This window comes from Dehalococcoidia bacterium, assembly GCA_035528575.1.
GTDB lineage: Bacteria > Chloroflexota > Dehalococcoidia > E44-bin15 > E44-bin15 > DATKYK01.
The window spans coordinates 21,513-37,721 of record DATKYK010000040.1; the positions used below are offsets into that span (position 1 = coordinate 21,513).

The 16,209-nt window shown below is 49.9% G+C and carries 12 protein-coding genes and 1 tRNA gene; 3 read left to right on the forward strand and 10 right to left on the reverse strand.

Translation table 11 applies throughout. The annotated features are described in order from the left end of the window. Window positions 1-6 precede the first annotated feature (6 nt). Window positions 7-82: transfer RNA gene (locus VMX96_09770), tRNA-Val, on the forward strand. Between the two features lie 104 nt (window positions 83-186). On the opposite strand, the gene VMX96_09775 is transcribed toward VMX96_09770, so the two are convergent. The 4 genes from VMX96_09775 to VMX96_09790 all read right to left on the reverse strand — a co-directional run bounded on the left by VMX96_09775 (window position 187) and on the right by VMX96_09790 (window position 5,292). Continuing rightward, window positions 187-1,404 carry a saccharopine dehydrogenase NADP-binding domain-containing protein gene (locus VMX96_09775; protein ID HUU64186.1) on the reverse strand — a complete coding sequence of 406 codons (1,218 nt, stop codon included), beginning with the start codon at window positions 1,402-1,404 and terminating at the stop codon, window positions 187-189. Window positions 1,405-1,422: 18 nt separating this feature from the next. Beyond that, window positions 1,423-2,733: a RuBisCO large subunit C-terminal-like domain-containing protein gene (locus VMX96_09780; protein ID HUU64187.1), complete on the reverse strand. Its 1,311-nt coding sequence runs from the start codon at window positions 2,731-2,733 to the stop codon at window positions 1,423-1,425. Further along, on the reverse strand, window positions 2,730-4,289 hold the full coding sequence (locus tag VMX96_09785) for an FGGY-family carbohydrate kinase (GenBank protein HUU64188.1): 1,560 nt from the start codon (window positions 4,287-4,289) through the stop codon (window positions 2,730-2,732). Before VMX96_09785 ends, VMX96_09780 begins: the two co-directional genes overlap by 4 nt. Window positions 4,290-4,473: 184 nt before the next feature. Then, window positions 4,474-5,292: a class I SAM-dependent methyltransferase gene (locus VMX96_09790; protein HUU64189.1), complete on the reverse strand. Its 819-nt coding sequence runs from the start codon at window positions 5,290-5,292 to the stop codon at window positions 4,474-4,476. 850 nt (window positions 5,293-6,142) lie between these two features. Here VMX96_09790 and VMX96_09795 point away from each other — a divergent pair. After that, complete coding sequence (locus VMX96_09795) at window positions 6,143-8,542, forward strand: formate C-acetyltransferase/glycerol dehydratase family glycyl radical enzyme (protein ID HUU64190.1); 2,400 nt, start codon at window positions 6,143-6,145, stop codon at window positions 8,540-8,542. A gap of 427 nt (window positions 8,543-8,969) precedes the next feature. Here the strand turns inward: VMX96_09795 and VMX96_09800 are convergent, their stop codons facing one another. Beyond that, entirely contained in the window at window positions 8,970-9,464 is a 495-nt protein-coding gene (locus VMX96_09800; GenBank protein HUU64191.1) for a protealysin inhibitor emfourin, read from the reverse strand. A gap of 187 nt (window positions 9,465-9,651) precedes the next feature. Further along, the gene (locus VMX96_09805) at window positions 9,652-10,365 is read right to left on the reverse strand and encodes a hypothetical protein (protein HUU64192.1); all 714 of its coding nucleotides are present in this window, start codon (window positions 10,363-10,365) and stop codon (window positions 9,652-9,654) included. Between the two features lie 559 nt (window positions 10,366-10,924). On the opposite strand from VMX96_09805, the gene VMX96_09810 reads away from it, so the two are divergent. After that, window positions 10,925-12,166 (forward strand): DDE-type integrase/transposase/recombinase, encoded by a 1,242-nt coding sequence (locus tag VMX96_09810; protein HUU64193.1) that lies wholly within the window; start codon window positions 10,925-10,927, stop codon window positions 12,164-12,166. 143 nt (window positions 12,167-12,309) lie between these two features. Here the strand turns inward: VMX96_09810 and VMX96_09815 are convergent, their stop codons facing one another. The 4 genes from VMX96_09815 to VMX96_09830 all read right to left on the reverse strand — a co-directional run bounded on the left by VMX96_09815 (window position 12,310) and on the right by VMX96_09830 (window position 16,196). Next, window positions 12,310-12,588, reverse strand: coding sequence for a nickel-binding protein (locus VMX96_09815; GenBank protein ID HUU64194.1), 279 nt, complete (start codon window positions 12,586-12,588; stop codon window positions 12,310-12,312). 406 nt (window positions 12,589-12,994) lie between these two features. Next, a complete protein-coding gene (locus VMX96_09820; GenBank protein ID HUU64195.1) occupies window positions 12,995-13,528 on the reverse strand; it encodes a hypothetical protein in 534 nt (177 codons plus the stop codon). Between the two features lie 1,206 nt (window positions 13,529-14,734). Further along, window positions 14,735-15,202 (reverse strand): thioesterase family protein, encoded by a 468-nt coding sequence (locus VMX96_09825; GenBank protein ID HUU64196.1) that lies wholly within the window; start codon window positions 15,200-15,202, stop codon window positions 14,735-14,737. A gap of 136 nt (window positions 15,203-15,338) precedes the next feature. Then, a complete protein-coding gene (locus VMX96_09830) occupies window positions 15,339-16,196 on the reverse strand; it encodes a nitroreductase family protein (GenBank protein ID HUU64197.1) in 858 nt (285 codons plus the stop codon). Window positions 16,197-16,209: the final 13 nt, after the last annotated feature.

The following is a 16,209-nucleotide window of genomic DNA, read 5'->3' on the forward strand; positions in this document are numbered from 1 at the left end:
AGCTTTGCGGGAGCAACTCAGCTGGTAGAGTCCCTGCCTTACAAGCAGGTTGTCGCGGGTTCGAGCCCCGTCTCACGCTCCAGATACAAAATTGGCCGGAAAACCGCCTTGAACAGCGGTTCTATTTTTTAAAACGCTTAATCCGATCGGCCACCAGCAGGTCCAAATTTGGGAGGGTAACAAGGGCTAACTTAGCAGGTCTATCCTCTCTGACTTCCCGTCCTTATCGATATGCTCGATGACGATGGGGAAACCTTTCTTATCACCCAGGCTGACCTTGCTCCGTGCAAGCTCGAGCAGATCCATCGGATTAACACATCCCTCGGGTGGATTAACTCCCTCCGCCTTCACTTTTCCCGTGGCCATAAGAATTACCCCGAGCGCTGCGGGAATGCCTGTACCCTCGCCCATTCCCAGCCCTCTAGAGGACAGGGAGAAGATGTAGGTGTTGTTTTCACCGTTCTTATAGCCTCTTACCACTATTTTGAGGCAACCCATGGGCTCAATAAGCCCCGCCTCCTTCATCAATCTCTGCCTTTGCGATAGTATGAAAGCTACTGCAAATTCAAGGGGGACAATCCGTTGGCCTTGAACCTCAATCGGCTTCTCACCGGTGATGCCCAGCCTCACCATACCTTTTATCAGTTCCGCGTAGGCGGGCGGCAATACCAGTCCGAGGTTTGTAACCCTCTTTATGCCCTTCAGGTACTTTGGCAGCGTTATCGTCTCAGGATGCGGATAGGCATACACGCTGTATGTGCCCACATTTTGAAACTCGACCTCTTCTTCGAGCGATCTCCCGCTCTCCTCGAAGAGCCTGACCGTTGTGAACTTGCCATCCAGGAACATCGGGACGCCCATTTCCATGGAGTGAATTCTGTGCTTCACCACCGCCGGTCCTTCTACCCTTTCGCCGCCGTGGGCATGGTATACATCGACCGCCTCAACCTGCTCCAGAAGCGAATCGGCGCAGAACCTGACCAGCACGTTTGCCACACCGGGGGAGCTGCCCATTCCGATAAGTGCCGAAATGCCGGCCTTCCTCGCATCCCCGTCCATGTCGAGGAGCTTCTCGGTGGCGTCGAAATCGTCGCAGACATCGACGTAGTTGACCTTGGACTCGATCACTGACTTCAGTATGGTGGGGCCGTACTTGTAATAAGGGCCGACACAGTTTAGAACAACCGATGAGCCGGAAGTTGCGTCTCTTATGCTCTGAGGGCTTGACGCATCAAGTTTAACGGCTGAAACACTATCCGGTCCCAGCCGCTTCACCATTCCCATCGCCGTTGCGATCTCAATATCAGCAATTATCACTTCAGAGAACACTCCGCTCGAAACGAGGGTTTCAACGGCTATACTGCCGACCACTCCACACCCTCCCAGTACAGTAACCTTCGACATAACACTCTCCTTATGTACCTAAACAGTAATGCCTTTGCCAAACGGGTCGCCCCATTGCTTGAGTACAACATCCAGCTCCGGGTGCTCCTTGGCATACTCTTCCAAGGTGATTCCGTTTACTGTTGCATCGATTGCCTGGCGGAATGCTTTCCCCCCGGCAATCGGGCCCTGAGGATGGGCATGGATTCCGCCTCCTGAACCTATAACGATGTCATTCCCAAGGTCTGCCATCGCTTTCGGCACCATGGATGGCGTGATACCACCGGACGGCATTGGGAAGGTCGGTTTTAAATGGTATAGCGGGAAAGTCAGGTTCTTGGCAACATTCTTGAATTTATCAGGAATTACCGGGGCCTTCCCGTAGGGGGCGGGTATAACGACTACATCGGCCCCGGCAAGGCGCGGCAGCTTCCCCAGTACGATGTGAGAGCTCATGCCGTGCAGAGGTGACATATACATTGCGCCGGCAACATCCATGTGGGCAAGGATAGGCACGTTAATGCTCGGATCCTCTGCCAGGGCCTGTAAAACAGGCAGTCCAACAGCCAGGTAGTTTACCATCAGCGCATTGCATCCCAACTCTACGGCGCGCCTGGCATTGTCGAAAACCTTTGGCAATTTGTCCGTTATGTTCACAGTGTACAGGGTGTGTTCACCGGTCTCCTCGTAGACCTCTCTCTCGATCTCCATGTATCGCTTAACTCGACCCTCCACAGAATTAAATGATGCGTCGGCTATCAGTTCGTCATCCTTGATGATATCGCATCCCCCCATAGCCGCTTGCCGGAAGAGGTCGGCTCCAACCTCGAGCGGATAGCCTGTGCACGGCTTTATCATGTTGTTAAGCAAGGGTCGATTCGGGATCCCCAGGATTTCTCTAATGCCTGCGATGCCAAATTTCGGCCCCGTGAACCCAGCGACAAATTTCTCGGGGAATCGGATATCCAGCAGCTTGATATTCCCACCCATTGAAATATTTCCCACCACAGATGTCAGTAGCATCGGTATCTGTGAGCCTATGTTAACCTCGGGATAGGCTACTTGGATAATCCAGTTCCTGGTTTCCACAGACGGCGGCACGCTAAACTCGTAGTCCGGCACCTCGTACACGCCGAGCACCTTGGCCACGTGGTGGCGGCGCACTTCCGGGGTCTCACCCGGAACGGCTACCCAGGTGCCCGTGCTCTGCTCGACAGCGAGGGCCATAGATAGAAGCGGAATAGGCATTTCTGCTGGGAAAGAGGCCAGATAGGTGGCGATAAGATATTCATCATAATCCACACCATCAGGTAATGCCAGAGGGAGCCCCAGGATTTCATCTACATTCATTTAGATACCTCCTTGCACAAACGCGCTTCATCCGATCTCTTTTCATTGAGTCGCCTGTAGAAACGTCGAAGGCTTCCGTATGCCTCCTGGTATGAATGGAACAGCAAGTCGTAGATCTGGTAGTTTTCCTCTTGCGGCGAAAAGACCCTTTCTACCTTCACCACGTTCTTCAGAGTATCGAAACTAGGATATATCCCGAGGCCAACTGCTGCTATGAGAGCAGCACCGACCGCTCCTGCTTCCTGAGGGTCATGGACAGCCTCAACCTTTCTTCGGGTCACATCTGCCAGGATCTGCATCCAGGGCTTGCTCCTCGCCCCTCCGCCTACGACGCGGAGACTGGGAAGGGAAAACTTGAATCGCTGATCCACAATTTCAACGATCCATCTAATATTATAGGCCACTCCCTCGTAGACGGCACGCAGCAGGTTCTCACGGGTATGGTCAGCGCTCAGGTTAAGAAAGCTGGAGCGAACGTTACAGTCTCCCACGGGTGCCCTCTCTCCATACATCCACGGCGTGAATATCAGGTAGTCGGAACCCGGGGGAACCCCGCCGACCTTCTCGTCCAAGAAGGCGTAGGTGTCGGGAATCCTGGGGTCTATTTTCTCCGATGTGTATAGCTCATCGCATACCCACTGAAGGCAGGCTCCGGCAGTTTCCGTCTCAGCGAACAGAAACGCCTTCTCTGGGTCTGCAGACTGTATCGTTGCCGCTCCGCATTTACCCCGCAGTTTACGTTCTGTGACCACTGCTACCCAGCCGGATGTGCCGAGATAGACATGCCCTTCACCTTCAGCGACCGCGCCTGAGCCGACGGCGGCACAGGGAGCGTCTCCTGCGCCAGCCATAACCGGTGTCCCCTCCAGCAGCCCAAATTCGGTGGCCGCCTCTCTCGACAGGACTCCGACCTGGTCGATGGAACGCACCAGGGGTGGAAATTTCGCAGGGTCAAGCCCAACATAGCGGAAGATGCTCTTAAGCCAGGTCTTCTTCTTGAGGTCAATTCCGAAGACGGATGCGCCGGTCCACTCCATGACCATGTTGCCGGTGCTCCGATAAACGAGGTAGCCATTGACATCGAGGAAACAACGCATCTTATGGTATATATCGGGCTCTTCAGCTTTGAGCCAGAGCAATTTAGGTATGCCATCCTTTCCGCACAAAGTGGCGCCTGCCAGCAGTGCGAAAATACGAGCGTTAATAAACCTCCTCATCACCCTCTGCGCCTGCCGGCAAGCCCTGTTGTCAAGCCAGATAATTGCGCGCCTGAGCGGTATCCCCGCTGAATCCATAGGCACAATGCCGAGCATCTGCGTGCTATGGGTAACGCATAACACATCGCCTGGGGAAACACCTGTCTCTTCCAGGAGACGCCTGGTGGTGCTGGTTACCGCGTTCCACCAATCTTCGGGCTCCTGCTCAGCCCAATCAGCCTTCGGGTAGTGGACCCTGTAAGGCTCGGAGCATTTGCCGTGCACCTTACCCTCCGTGTCCACCAGAACTGCCTTGTTCATGCTCGTCCCCACATCATGGGCGATTATGTAATTGGCCATTTACCTCCGCTCCTGCAACATTGTGATAGAAAAGGAGTTTTCAGCACAATAGCACCACTTGTTGCCAAATGCAACTTTAAATATTGGTTATTACAATCAAGAGCCTTCACCTGCAACTCGAAAGACCAATATTTCAAGATTCCCGACCAGCAAGAAGTGAGGGTATATCTTTTTACCTTTTACGCTATGGCTTGAACGCACTCATGACCAACCAATAGCGCTTGGCGTGGTGGCATTCGATATTGTTCAGCCCCGCCTGTTGAAAGAGCGACTCCAGATCCTCCGGATGGAAGTAATTAGTCCCCACCTTTTGATAGTACCGGTTAACGAACTTCTTTGAAAGCTGTCCCGGTATCCAATTCCTCAGAGCGGCGGTCGTAAAGCGTCCGCCCGGTTTGAGCACGCGATTAACCTCTTTAAGAACTCTTAGAAGATCAGGAATAGGGAATAGATGGATTGTCGCGCAGCAAGTGACTACATCGAACTCATTTTCTGGAAATGGGAGATCCAATGCATTGCCGTGAATGAATAGGAGGTTATCAAGCCCTTCAGCTCGTGCCCGAGAACTCGCATAGCTCAACATCGGGACGGATAGGTCCAATCCCACCACCATTCCGCGATTCAGCCTTTTAGCGAAGGATCGTGAGTAGATTCCTGAGCCGCAACCGAGATCCAGAAGGATTTCATCGCCTTCGAGTTTTGCGGCTTGGATGATCATCTCATATTCCCTGTCGAACGAGATTCCTGAGATGAGAGAGAAGCCCGGGCCTTTGCGGAACCATCGGCTCTCGTATATTTCGATGAACGGTTTCCATTCCATCAGGGACTGCGAGAGGCTTCTTTGGCGTGATGAGGCGGGCAGGAGGCCGATCACACCTTCCTTCACTGGAAAAGAGGCACTGCAATCTGTGCAATGAATCTCGCCGTCGGCCTTCGATTCAAGGGACAGTTGGCCTGTTTTGCAGTTCGGGCACAAGATCCTTAATTGCATGGCTTTGTGCATGCTACAAAAAATCCTTCTATATTAATCCAGTTTTTACGGCAATTATCGACCATTTGTATGTTATCTTGCAGAAATGGGACCTTTAGGCACTGGATATAACGGTTACCTCATGGTGCAGAGCTCTGCCCAAAGATGGCACCATTATAGCTTGTTCTCGACAATAAAACATAGGATTGTAACCTGACGATTTCCTCCTTTATTAACTGGAGCCGGCGTATGAGGTGAGAGCACTAGAACAGGGTGTCGGGCTCAGGGATGCGGGTTGGCCATACGGCCGTAATAGCTGCACAGGTGGGGGTTCATGTATGCAACGATAAGCCTGTGGATGCCGGTTACAAAGTGCCTAGTATGCTTTGTGGCGAAGGCGGCATTATCGTAGGTTGCAGGGGGAGGCGTTGGAAGTTCATGAAGGAGTTGCAAAATTGGAAAGCTAGGTTGTGCTGATAAGATAAGACACTGCTGTATGGTATCATGCTGGTAGTCTGCGGAGTATCGCCGCGGCATAAATGACACATAACGCCCAACTGTGAAGTCTGAAACTAGGTTGCGATGGAGATGGCTCCCACCTCTTAGTGAGTTTGGGAAAGTTGGTACTGCCCAGAGACGTCATACTGAGACACTCTACTGTCAATAGACATCACCTCCTCTACATCCACCAAGCAGAGTCTCCCCTAGCAGTAAATGGAGGAACTTAGTTATTTCGAAATCCGTTGAGCCAGCTTGGTCTTACCCACTATACCCCGTACGCCTTACGATATTCTACTACAATTGGTGATATAATACCGTAAGGAACATAGAGGGCAAAGCCGTACCATTAGGCTTCAGCCGCTGGGCCATGGCAGGTAAAAAGATGGAAACGTCGGGGGCAACTCGGTCTAGGATCGAACGGATGAAGGAAAAGCTGCTTTCCTCCCCTTACGAGGTCTGTATCGAGAGGGCTTGCCTCTATACAAAGAGCTATCAGGAAACGGAGGGGCAGCCATCAGCTGTAAGGGCGGCAAAGGCCTTGGCTAAGACGCTTGCCGAGATGACCATCTACATCTGGGAAGAGGATCTCATTGCTGGCAATAGAACAAGCAAGCGCCTGGCCGGGGTCATCCCTATAGAGCGCGGTGACATTAGTGCTGTCCTCGAGATGGATATGGACACGATGGGAAAGAGGAAACGCCCTTTTATGATAAGCGAGGATGATAGGAGGGTCTTAAGGGAGGAAATCCTGCCCTACTGGAAGGGAAAAACGATTCGAGACAAGAAAGCTACCCTGTGGGCCGAAAGGGGCTTAATGAAAGTAAAACTCCTCGGCGAAATCGGTAGAAATTGCCCAAACCTTGCCATGGATATATTCGATGTCCAAGGGCATCTGGTTCTGGGACATGGGAACGTGATGCGTCAGGGTTTCAGCGGAATCAAGGAGAGGTCAAAGGAGCACTGGGAGAAACTGCAAACAGAGAATCCTGACGACAGAAAGAACGCGGACTTCCTCCAGGCGGTGATCATCTGCTCCGAGGGCGCCATCGCCTTCGCTCACAGGTTTGCTGGGGAGGCAATGAAGCTAGCGGAGAATGAAGCAGATCCGAGGAGAAGGGATGAGTTGCTAAGAATAGCGGATAATTGTCGATGGGTTCCTGCCAATCCCCCCAGAACATTTTATGAAGCAATGCAGTGCCTGTGGTTTACCCAGGTGATTGCCCAAATCAGCTATGGTATGGCTGGAACGTTCGCCCTAGGAAGGGTAGATCAATATCTATATCCATTCTACAAGAGAGATATTGAGCAGGGGATAATCACCAAAGAAGAGGCTCAGGAGCTTATTGAGGAGCTTGAACTCAAACTGACATCTAATATACTGTTGCTGCCTGAAATGGGGATAGAGGTTTCCAGTACACTAGGTACAAGCCCACAGCCAATAACCATAGGCGGCCTGACCAAAGATGGTAAGGATGCTACAAATGAATTGTCTTGGATGATCTTGGAAGTATCCGAGAAACTGAAGGCCGTAATCAACAACCTAGCGATAAGGATTCATAGCAAGACCTCTGATGATTTCATACTGAGGGCATGCCGGGTCTACAGGTCAACTTCAGGACAGGCATTCTACAATGATGAAGCAGTCATTCCAGCGTTGCTAAGCGACGGATACAGCTTGGAAGACGCTAGGGATTATGCCATCGTTGGCTGCGTTGAGCCTACCGGTTCTGGGGACACCTTTGCCTGCACCGGTGGCAACGATCTTAAGCTGGGAGGGGTCTTGGAGATGGTGCTCACCAACGGCGGTTATCGCCTGATGGGTGGGCAGGGGCTGCCAACAGGAGACCCCACAAGGTTCGAGACCTTCGATGAGGTTATGGACGCTTTCCGCAGGCAGCTAGAGCACAATGTAAAGATGGCAGTCGATGCGGTGAACATAAAGGATGCTATCTACCAGGCAGAATTCCCTGCACCCTTCGTCTCCGCCACTCTGACGGGCTGTGTTGAAAGTGGAAGGGACGCAACGGACGGTGGAGCGCGCTACAACTTCGGCTCAATCACAGCGAGGGGTTTAGGCACTACTGCAGACTCACTGGCAGCGATCAAGAAACTCGTCTTTGATGACCGAGTGCTCACCGTTTCGGAGCTGGTTGAGCTGCTGGAAACGAACTTCGAAGGAAAAGATGAGCTGCGACATTTATTAATCAACCGAGCTCCCAAGTACGGAAACGATGAAGACTATGTAGACCTTATAGCGAAGGAGATTGCGGAGCTCTTCTGTCGTGAGGTAACCGAGCACCAGAGCATCAGGGGAGGGCACTTCAGGCCATCGTTCTACTCCTATGGAACCCATGTCCTCGACGGTCTGTTCCTGGGTGCTACCCCTGATGGCAGAATGGCAGGAGAAGCGCTATCAAACGGCATATCCCCAGTAAATGCCCGGGAGAAAAAGGGGCCAACGGCAGTGCTCAACTCCGCAGCCAAACTGGAGCATACGCTAATATCCAATGGGAATGCCTTGAATCTCAGACTCCTTCCCTCCCTAGTTCAGGATGAGGCGGCGCTAGGAAAGGTTGCGTCGTTGGTAAAAACCTATTTCTATTTGGGTGGCATGCACCTGCAGTTCAACGTGGTCTCCAGCGAAACGCTGGAAGATGCCCAAAAACATCCGCAAGACTATAGGGATTTGGTGGTCAGGGTCTCCGGATACAGTGCCTTCTTTACGGATCTGGGCAAGCGCATTCAAGATGACATTATCGCCAGGACAGAGTTCGGCCCTTAAGTTCGGTCTTATACAGCCATCGCGGACGACTCATCACGAAGCTGACTCTCCAAATGGTCAAAGACTCCAAGAAACGAGCTAGACAGCGCTCCACATTTGACATGCATACCAAGCTTGTCGGCGGTGGTCGCTGGCCAAAGCCTGTTGAGATAAACCTAAGCCAGGGCAGCCTTATACGTGCAACAATAACACTGTGGATGGCTATCACAAAGTGACTAGTATGCTTTTTGTAGCTAAGTCGGCATTAAGGTAGGTTGCAGGTTGGATATTAGAGAGGGGGGCCACCCATACTCGGGTAGACCCCCATAATCCCCGCATGGCTGGGCTCTTTGCGCCGTTATAGCACTTGAGCAACAACAAGTACCTGCTATAGCCTTTGTCTGGCTTGCCGTTGCATTACACACATCGCGAATTTCCCATCGCCTTTTCAGCTATTGCTAGAAATGATTTGGGCCAGTTCGTCCAGGATAGGTTGTAGGGCATCAGGAACTGCACCATCCATAGTATATACTGTATGTTCCTTACCCTCTGCTTTGTAGGAAATCACGTATTCGAAAAAATCAGCGCCAGTATCAGCAGGGAGGTACTTGTCGTTTAGACTAAAAAAGTCCGCGTCGTCCAGAAGATATATCAAATGCTTTAATCGGTTCGGCTCAAGTGTGAATTCTCCTTTAGTGTGTTCGCGTTGGAGTTCACAATGTCCACCATCGTCAATGACTAACTGATCATCAAGGCCAGCTATGCCGCCGCTACGGTGGTAACTTAGCATGATGTTGCTGGCACTAGTTATCCAGACTGCGCTAGTCACGATCGCAATACAGGCCAGGACCATAACCACGATCACAATATGCTTCATATTATAGCTCATCTTTTTGTACATACCTTTTTTTGTCTTTACTTTAGCAATATTTGCCTTTGTCATTACCTACTTCCTGCCATGTAGGTGTGATGATACTATCGGGGGCATAGGCTGTCAATGCTGTGGGCAAAAAGAGAGGGGTTACCCATTTTAGGGTAGCCCCCCGTATTCCGCCTGGCTGGGCTACTCACCTAAGAGGTAGGTTCTACGTTTCTTTTATCAGCTCAACTTTTTTATTGATGTGTACTGTTTACGACGGTTGCGATCTTTTTCGTCCACGTAATGCAGAGATAACCATAAGGATTCCTATTATCAGCGCTATTATTCCCCCTACGACAAATCCAATACCTACCCCGAATATCCAGGAAGCCTTCACACCAACGGACACGTCTGAGTCTATATCACGTGAACCGTCCTCGTTCATTAGTACCAGCGAATAGGTGCCTGTCTCCAGTTCCCATTCTAGAACCTGGGTTCCGGTGCCAGATGTTGACTCCATCCAGAATGTCTCAGAGGTTGGGGCTGTAGGTGAGGAATTACCCGGGTGATTTTTATAATCCACATCGAAGCCATCGGAGTGGATGCTAAAGTGGATGATCTCGTCATACTCGACATCGCTTAGGTAGCCTGTTAGATATGATTCCTGAGCTACTCCTATAAAGATTCCTTTGGAGTCGTCATTGTTTGTGCCTTCTACCTTGAAGGTAACTAAGTCACCCAAATCCCAATCAATATTCCATCCCCACCCCCAATGCCATTCATCGTCTATATCTATATCGGCAGACTCGGTCACAATTGCGTAGGAATCTCTTGCCAGCTGTTCGGTTTCGGTAGTGATAAATCCGTCATCATCGGTCCATACCATATCAGCCCATAGCAAGGTCCCACCGCCGATTAGGAGAGGTATGGACACTAGAAAGAGTAGGATTCCGAAGATAAGAAGTATTATTCGCCCAATGCTCATGATATTACCCCCTTTTTAAATATACGCCTTTACCACGTGTTGGTGAATAGTAGTCTATGTTTATTTAATTGTCAACCGTACGCGGTCTCAGGGAGCCGTAAGCACGTGCGAAAGCGTAGAAATGATTAGCGATACTTATGGCTTTCACAATCCCCCGTTTTCTTGGAGAGAATAGTGTGATTGCCCCTATCGTTTCGCTGAAGTACAGCATCGAGCAGTCACCGACACGCTGTGCTAGCGCAGCAAATCACAGACCTCCTTGAACAGACCGGCCAAGCGGGCCCCAATGATAATTATTGACTTTTGCATCTGTTCCCTCCTTAAACAGGCGTCTTTCCTATTCTCAGGTGTCAAACTAACATTCTAGGCAGTTCATATTAACCAGAATGGGTAAATCACAGGCTAATTTATGCTGGGGCATAGTAGGCGAATAAGCGGCTGTTGTCAATAGCCAGTCTCTTCCAATACAAGATGAGCCTGGGGGGAGTATCGATTTCTAACGCAAGATGAGCCTGAGAGATTCAGGCAGCTCGTTTATGATTGGGACATGCGACTGATCATGAACGACGAACAATTACAGACGGTAGAGCAAGTAAGGCAGTTTATAGAGGGGAGTGAGGCGGTAGAGTTCAGGGGCGTAACGGCCAAAGAGAAATACAACTGGATAGAGGAGGTGCTGATAAGGTTTAGCTATCATCGTATTAAGAGAGCTGAGAAAGGGGTGATACGGCGGTACATACAGAAGGTTACAGGATACTCCAGGTCACAGGTATCCAGACTGATAGCGGAGTACAAACGGACGGGGAGGTTGAGGAGAACGCGATACAGGAGACACTGCTTTCCCAGGAAGTATACCCCATCAGAAGTGGGGCTATTAGCCAGAACCGACGAATTGCACGAGTGGTTAAGTGGACCAGCCACGAAGAAGGTCATGGAGAGGGAATATGAGGTTTATGGACACGCTGAGTTCGGGAATATTTCCCGGATGTCTGTAGCCCATTTATACAATCTGCGAAGGAGTAACATCTATCGGGGCATGAGCAGACGATTTACCAAGACGAAACCTGTCGTATCTAAAATTGGCGAGCGGGCGAAGCCGGAGCCGAAGGGGCAGCCCGGTCATATCCGGATAGATACAGTTCATCAGGGTGACCTCAACGGTCAGAAAGGGGTATACCATATCAATGCCGTGGATGAGATTGCGCAGTGGGAAATCGTATCCTCGGTGGAAAGGATATCAGAAGCTTATCTGGTGCCGGTACTGGAAATCATGTTGGCAAAGTTCCCCTTTATCATCCGGGGGTTTCACTCTGATAATGGGTCAGAATTTGTAAACCATATAGTAGCCAGGCTGTTGAACAAACTACTGGTCCGTTTCACCAGATCAAGGCCCAGGCATCCTGACGATAATGGCCTGGTGGAGACCAAGAATGGCTCAGTGATACGTAAAAACCTGGGATATGCTTATATCCCACAAACATGCGCCGAATTGCTTAATGAGTATCACAGAGACTATCTAAATCCGTATATCAATTTCCACCGGCCCTGTTTCTTCCCGGTGTCTGTTATCGACCATAAGGGTAAGATCAGGAAAACTTATCCTTATAAGATGGTGAGGACACCCTATGAAAGGCTGAAATCTTTGCCCCAGGCTGAGAGTTACCTGTGCCCCGGCGTAACCTTTGAAAAACTGGAGACAATTGCTAATCAAATGAGCGATAATCAATTTGCAGAAAGGATGGTAAAAGCTCGTTCCAATCTCTTTGAGCAAATCTTGAGATTTGCTAACCGGGTTGCCTGACCCCCTTTATTCAGGCTCATTTTTCAATTAGAATAGAGTTGCTATATAACAAAGGGGCCACCCATCTCGGGTAGCCCCCCCCATAATCCGCCTGGCTGGGCTACTATAATATTCATGCGTGCGCCTATTGCTGGGTATTATCCTTATGCCAGCATTTTCTTCATCTCCGCCCAGTCAATTACTGACGCCGGGTAGATGCCATCTATAGGTACATTTTCCATCTTGGCGCACGCATCTATTATCGCTTGCTCTGAGGGTGCTTCCCATAGGCAGACCATCTTTCCGGCTCCAACCGCTGCCCAAGTAGTAATACAGTAGGCGTCTGTGGTAAAGCTATCTATTGTGGCCTTAGTGATGGTCATTTGGTTCACGCTCGTCGCTGACTTTGGGTCTATGGTGTGAATCACCAGGTACCTTGCCATCTTAGTTATCTCCTTTTCTATCGAATTTATCGGGCTGTTTAAGTGCAATTAGCCGACCACTCCACCGCTCCCAGGTGAAGAAGTCAGCTTTTATCTAGCATAGGCATTACCTCCCTCGCTTTATATGCAGTGAGCCAGGGCTGCTTCTGCAAAATGCGCAATAGGCTATCATAGGAAGGGAATAATACTCCGTAATTCTTAGTTTGTCAATCCCAGTGTGATTGGAGCGCGGGAACAGGCCGTCAGGCTCAAGGATGCGGGTTGGCCGGATGCGGATTGGGGGCCGTAGGCATGTGGGCTATAACAGAGGGGGCACCCATTCTCGAGTAGCCTCCTATAATCCGTCTGGCTGGGCTCTTTTCGCTATTATACGTCCCATATATAGGTTGTTGCTAATGATTGTACTCTAGTCTGACTTGGTAAAAGCACAGAGCACAAAGTACCCCTGGAGAGAGTATTCTTTCCCCCAGGGGAGTTTATGATGCCCTTGACCGAGGAACACACCATTATCAATCCTTCTGAGTTGGTCAACTAGGCCAAACATACGCGAAGGAAAGCGGGGATAGGTTATAGAGAGACAGGGGTTCCGGTCAGTCAGCGACTTATTAACATAGGTGTCAATTGGAAATCGTTGAGGAAGAATTCGATTCCGGAATAGATTTATCCCTTTCCCTCTTTTCTCCTCATCGAAAAGAGTGATGAAACTCTTCCCTTTCCAGCGAGCCAAAGGGTTATCAAAGAAGATTTTGAGTGCTAACTTTCTCCACAACCCTGTTTTCGGATTCAATGCCAGAAGGCTTCCTACGGTGTCTCCTTCAATTTCTTTAAAAAGGGGTGCCTTACCTTCTTCAAACAATGGATGTAGGTCGTCAAAGGAATATTCTCGAAATCTAGCTATAATTGTTTGGACATCTTCAGTGGAATTAGGTTTTACAGACATATTTATCATCCTCCTTTAAGGCTTTAGGCAGTGCCACTCCATCTTTATGATCTCTCTTCTTTTTCTCATGAATGGAGAATACTCCGCAACTCTTTGCTTGTCAACATAGCATGGGAGGGACTTAAGGAAATGGGAATCATTGGAGATGGTCAAAAGATACACCAGGTCGGTTGAATATGAGGATAGCCTGAAGTTTTTATAAGCCGCCGCTGGGGTGAAGAGTGCATTATATTTAGTGTGATGAAAATCACATACAAACTACAGCGCATGGGGGTATAGTGAATGTTGGATAGTTTGGGTAGTAATAGAGTTGTGCTCTATTGCTATCGATGGTTGAGGGCCAAGGCATGTTGCCTTGGCCCTTCTTGTAAGAAGCTCTAAATTAAGATTCATCAGGTGGATATCCAATTTCTTCGGCCACTATCTATCTTACACCATCTCTAAATCCTCCTGCCCGGGCTACTCGCTCTGGCAGCTTTAGTGGTAGCTTGATATAGTATTAGGTGGCCGTTGGGGATATGTGCCTTAATCAATAGGGCTATCGGTTTGAGGTTTGCCTTGTACGTTACTTGAGGGTAAAAACCGATGTGTAAAGTAATATCACCTGGGGATATTCAAGAAAGGGGCTATCCATTTGGGGAAGCTCAATTCCTTAATATGCCGAATCATTATTCTAGCCCCCAAATAAGATATATTCCTCCCCATAGCGCAATAAAAGAGAGAATCGCCCCTATCAAGACATGATTCCAAGTGCTTCTCCTTGGGGGCTTACGTAACATTTTCCCTAGAGGAAACATTTGTACGGTTGCATAGAGAAGCCACAAACCCAAGATTAGTAACACCATACCGAAACCAAGGCTCACTCCCACTCCTTCAACCCCTTTCCATAGCCTTCCTATTATCCCCCCAAATCCGCCTGGCTGTGCTCTCTGCGATATTATAGCACTGTAGCAACAACAGGCATGTGGATGGCCATCACAAAGTGACTAGTATGCTTTTTGTGGTTAAGGGGGAGTTGATACGAAGCAAGGAGACACTGTGACCATAAAAGACTTAGGCAAGTGGGAAGCCTGGAGATGGTGCAGCGTTATACTCGCTCTGTGAGCTAGAGTGATGGCTTGAAGTTTTATAGGCGGCGATTGGGGTGAAAGGTTAGCTTTCTCGGAAGGCTATCCTAGCTATCACAGAGATACAGCACTTAGCATACTAACCTACCGTATATGTTCCTGTGCCGATTGCTATGAGACACTGTTTTTCATTATATAATTCCATGCGGGTGACCGCCAACTTTTTACCAGTACGTAGTACAGAAGCAGTTGCAGTGAACATCTTGCCTTTACCTGGCCGTAGATAGTCAACCCTTAAGTCAACTGTACTCATGTTTTTGAATTTCTTAACTAGTTCTTGCAGGGGTTGTCCTTTTATTTCCTTTAGCATTTTCCAAGCAACCACGGTGCCTCCTATTATATCTATCATGGCTGATATAACTCCGCCATGCAGAGCTCCATTCCCAGGGTATCCACGCAATTCATCTCGCATTGCAAGCTTGATATATATATTGTCGGCATCCATAGGCCCAACCGTGATGCCCAGGAATTCAAAGAAGGGCGGATACCTTCCCTGCAGACCAATTTCCCCTAGTAAGCCCTGATACTCGTCGTTAAAACCTTGCAAAGTTCCTGTCCCAGCTTTCTGATAGGAAATTCGATGACATTGCATTCAGTATACTTATATACTGCTGGTATGCATCCAATTTGTCAAGCTGACAGCCAAAAAAAAGCGGTGCAGCGATATACTCTCTCTGTCAGCTTTATTGATAGCCTGAGGTTTTACAAGCCGCCCGCCGCCAAGATATCCCCGGTTCGTTCCGTAGGGGTATGCGGCTGAACTTATACCTAGGATAACCCACCATCATCGCCGCATAGACTTGGTGGCCTTGCGGAAGCTCAAGCGCCTCCGTCAGCGGAGGGTAAGCGCCGCAAGCTACCTGGAAATAGCCTGCCCAGCATGCCCCCAGGTCCAAGGAATACGCCGCCAGCTCCAGATAGGTCATGGCGATGATGCAGGCCGTTTCACCCGGGGGCCCGTACGCCTTATCCGCGTGGGCCATGATGATATGGGGTGCGCTGCGTAGTATCCTATCCTCGCCTCTATCCCAGGCGTCCACCAGCCTGTCGAAACCCAAGTCGGTGGCTACCTTCGGATTTGCCTCGACTATGGAGCGCATCCACTCTGCCACTAGACCAGCGAGGCGCCGAGTCTCCTTCGTGTCCTCAACAATTAGCCACCGCACCGGCTGAGTATTATGCCCCGATGGAGCGTAGCGGGCGATATCGATCAGCTTTTGCAGAGTTTCTCGCAGCACCGGCTTATCCTTATGAGAACGTACGGAGCGCCGTGACTTTAATAAAAGCTCGACCTGCTCAGCAGTTGGCAGCAGTTTCCTGCTCAGCGGGGCGCACTCCTCCGCGTCCATTATGTCAATACTGACGGCTGCGGTGGGGCACACCGCGACGCAGTGGCCGCACTTGATGCACCGTTCCTCGCCATCCTCAATCATAAAAGGCAGAGACTGCGGTCCTTCCATCTCGATAATTCGAGGCGGGCACTCTGCAACACACATGCCACAAAAGTTACACTTATCACAGTCTACTGATAATCCGCTCACTGCTACCCTCCTA

Coding starts and splice junctions, on each gene's coding strand:
- VMX96_09775 (HUU64186.1), bottom strand. CDS start 1,404: ATGTCGAAGGTTACTGTACTGGGAGGGTGTGGAGTGGTCGGCAGTATA.
- VMX96_09780 (HUU64187.1), bottom strand. CDS start 2,733: ATGAATGTAGATGAAATCCTGGGGCTCCCTCTGGCATTACCTGATGGT.
- VMX96_09785 (HUU64188.1), bottom strand. CDS start 4,289: ATGGCCAATTACATAATCGCCCATGATGTGGGGACGAGCATGAACAAG.
- VMX96_09790 (HUU64189.1), bottom strand. CDS start 5,292: ATGCACAAAGCCATGCAATTAAGGATCTTGTGCCCGAACTGCAAAACA.
- VMX96_09795 (HUU64190.1), top strand. CDS start 6,143: ATGGAAACGTCGGGGGCAACTCGGTCTAGGATCGAACGGATGAAGGAA.
- VMX96_09800 (HUU64191.1), bottom strand. CDS start 9,464: ATGACAAAGGCAAATATTGCTAAAGTAAAGACAAAAAAAGGTATGTAC.
- VMX96_09805 (HUU64192.1), bottom strand. CDS start 10,365: ATGAGCATTGGGCGAATAATACTTCTTATCTTCGGAATCCTACTCTTT.
- VMX96_09810 (HUU64193.1), top strand. CDS start 10,925: ATGAACGACGAACAATTACAGACGGTAGAGCAAGTAAGGCAGTTTATA.
- VMX96_09815 (HUU64194.1), bottom strand. CDS start 12,588: ATGGCAAGGTACCTGGTGATTCACACCATAGACCCAAAGTCAGCGACG.
- VMX96_09820 (HUU64195.1), bottom strand. CDS start 13,528: ATGTCTGTAAAACCTAATTCCACTGAAGATGTCCAAACAATTATAGCT.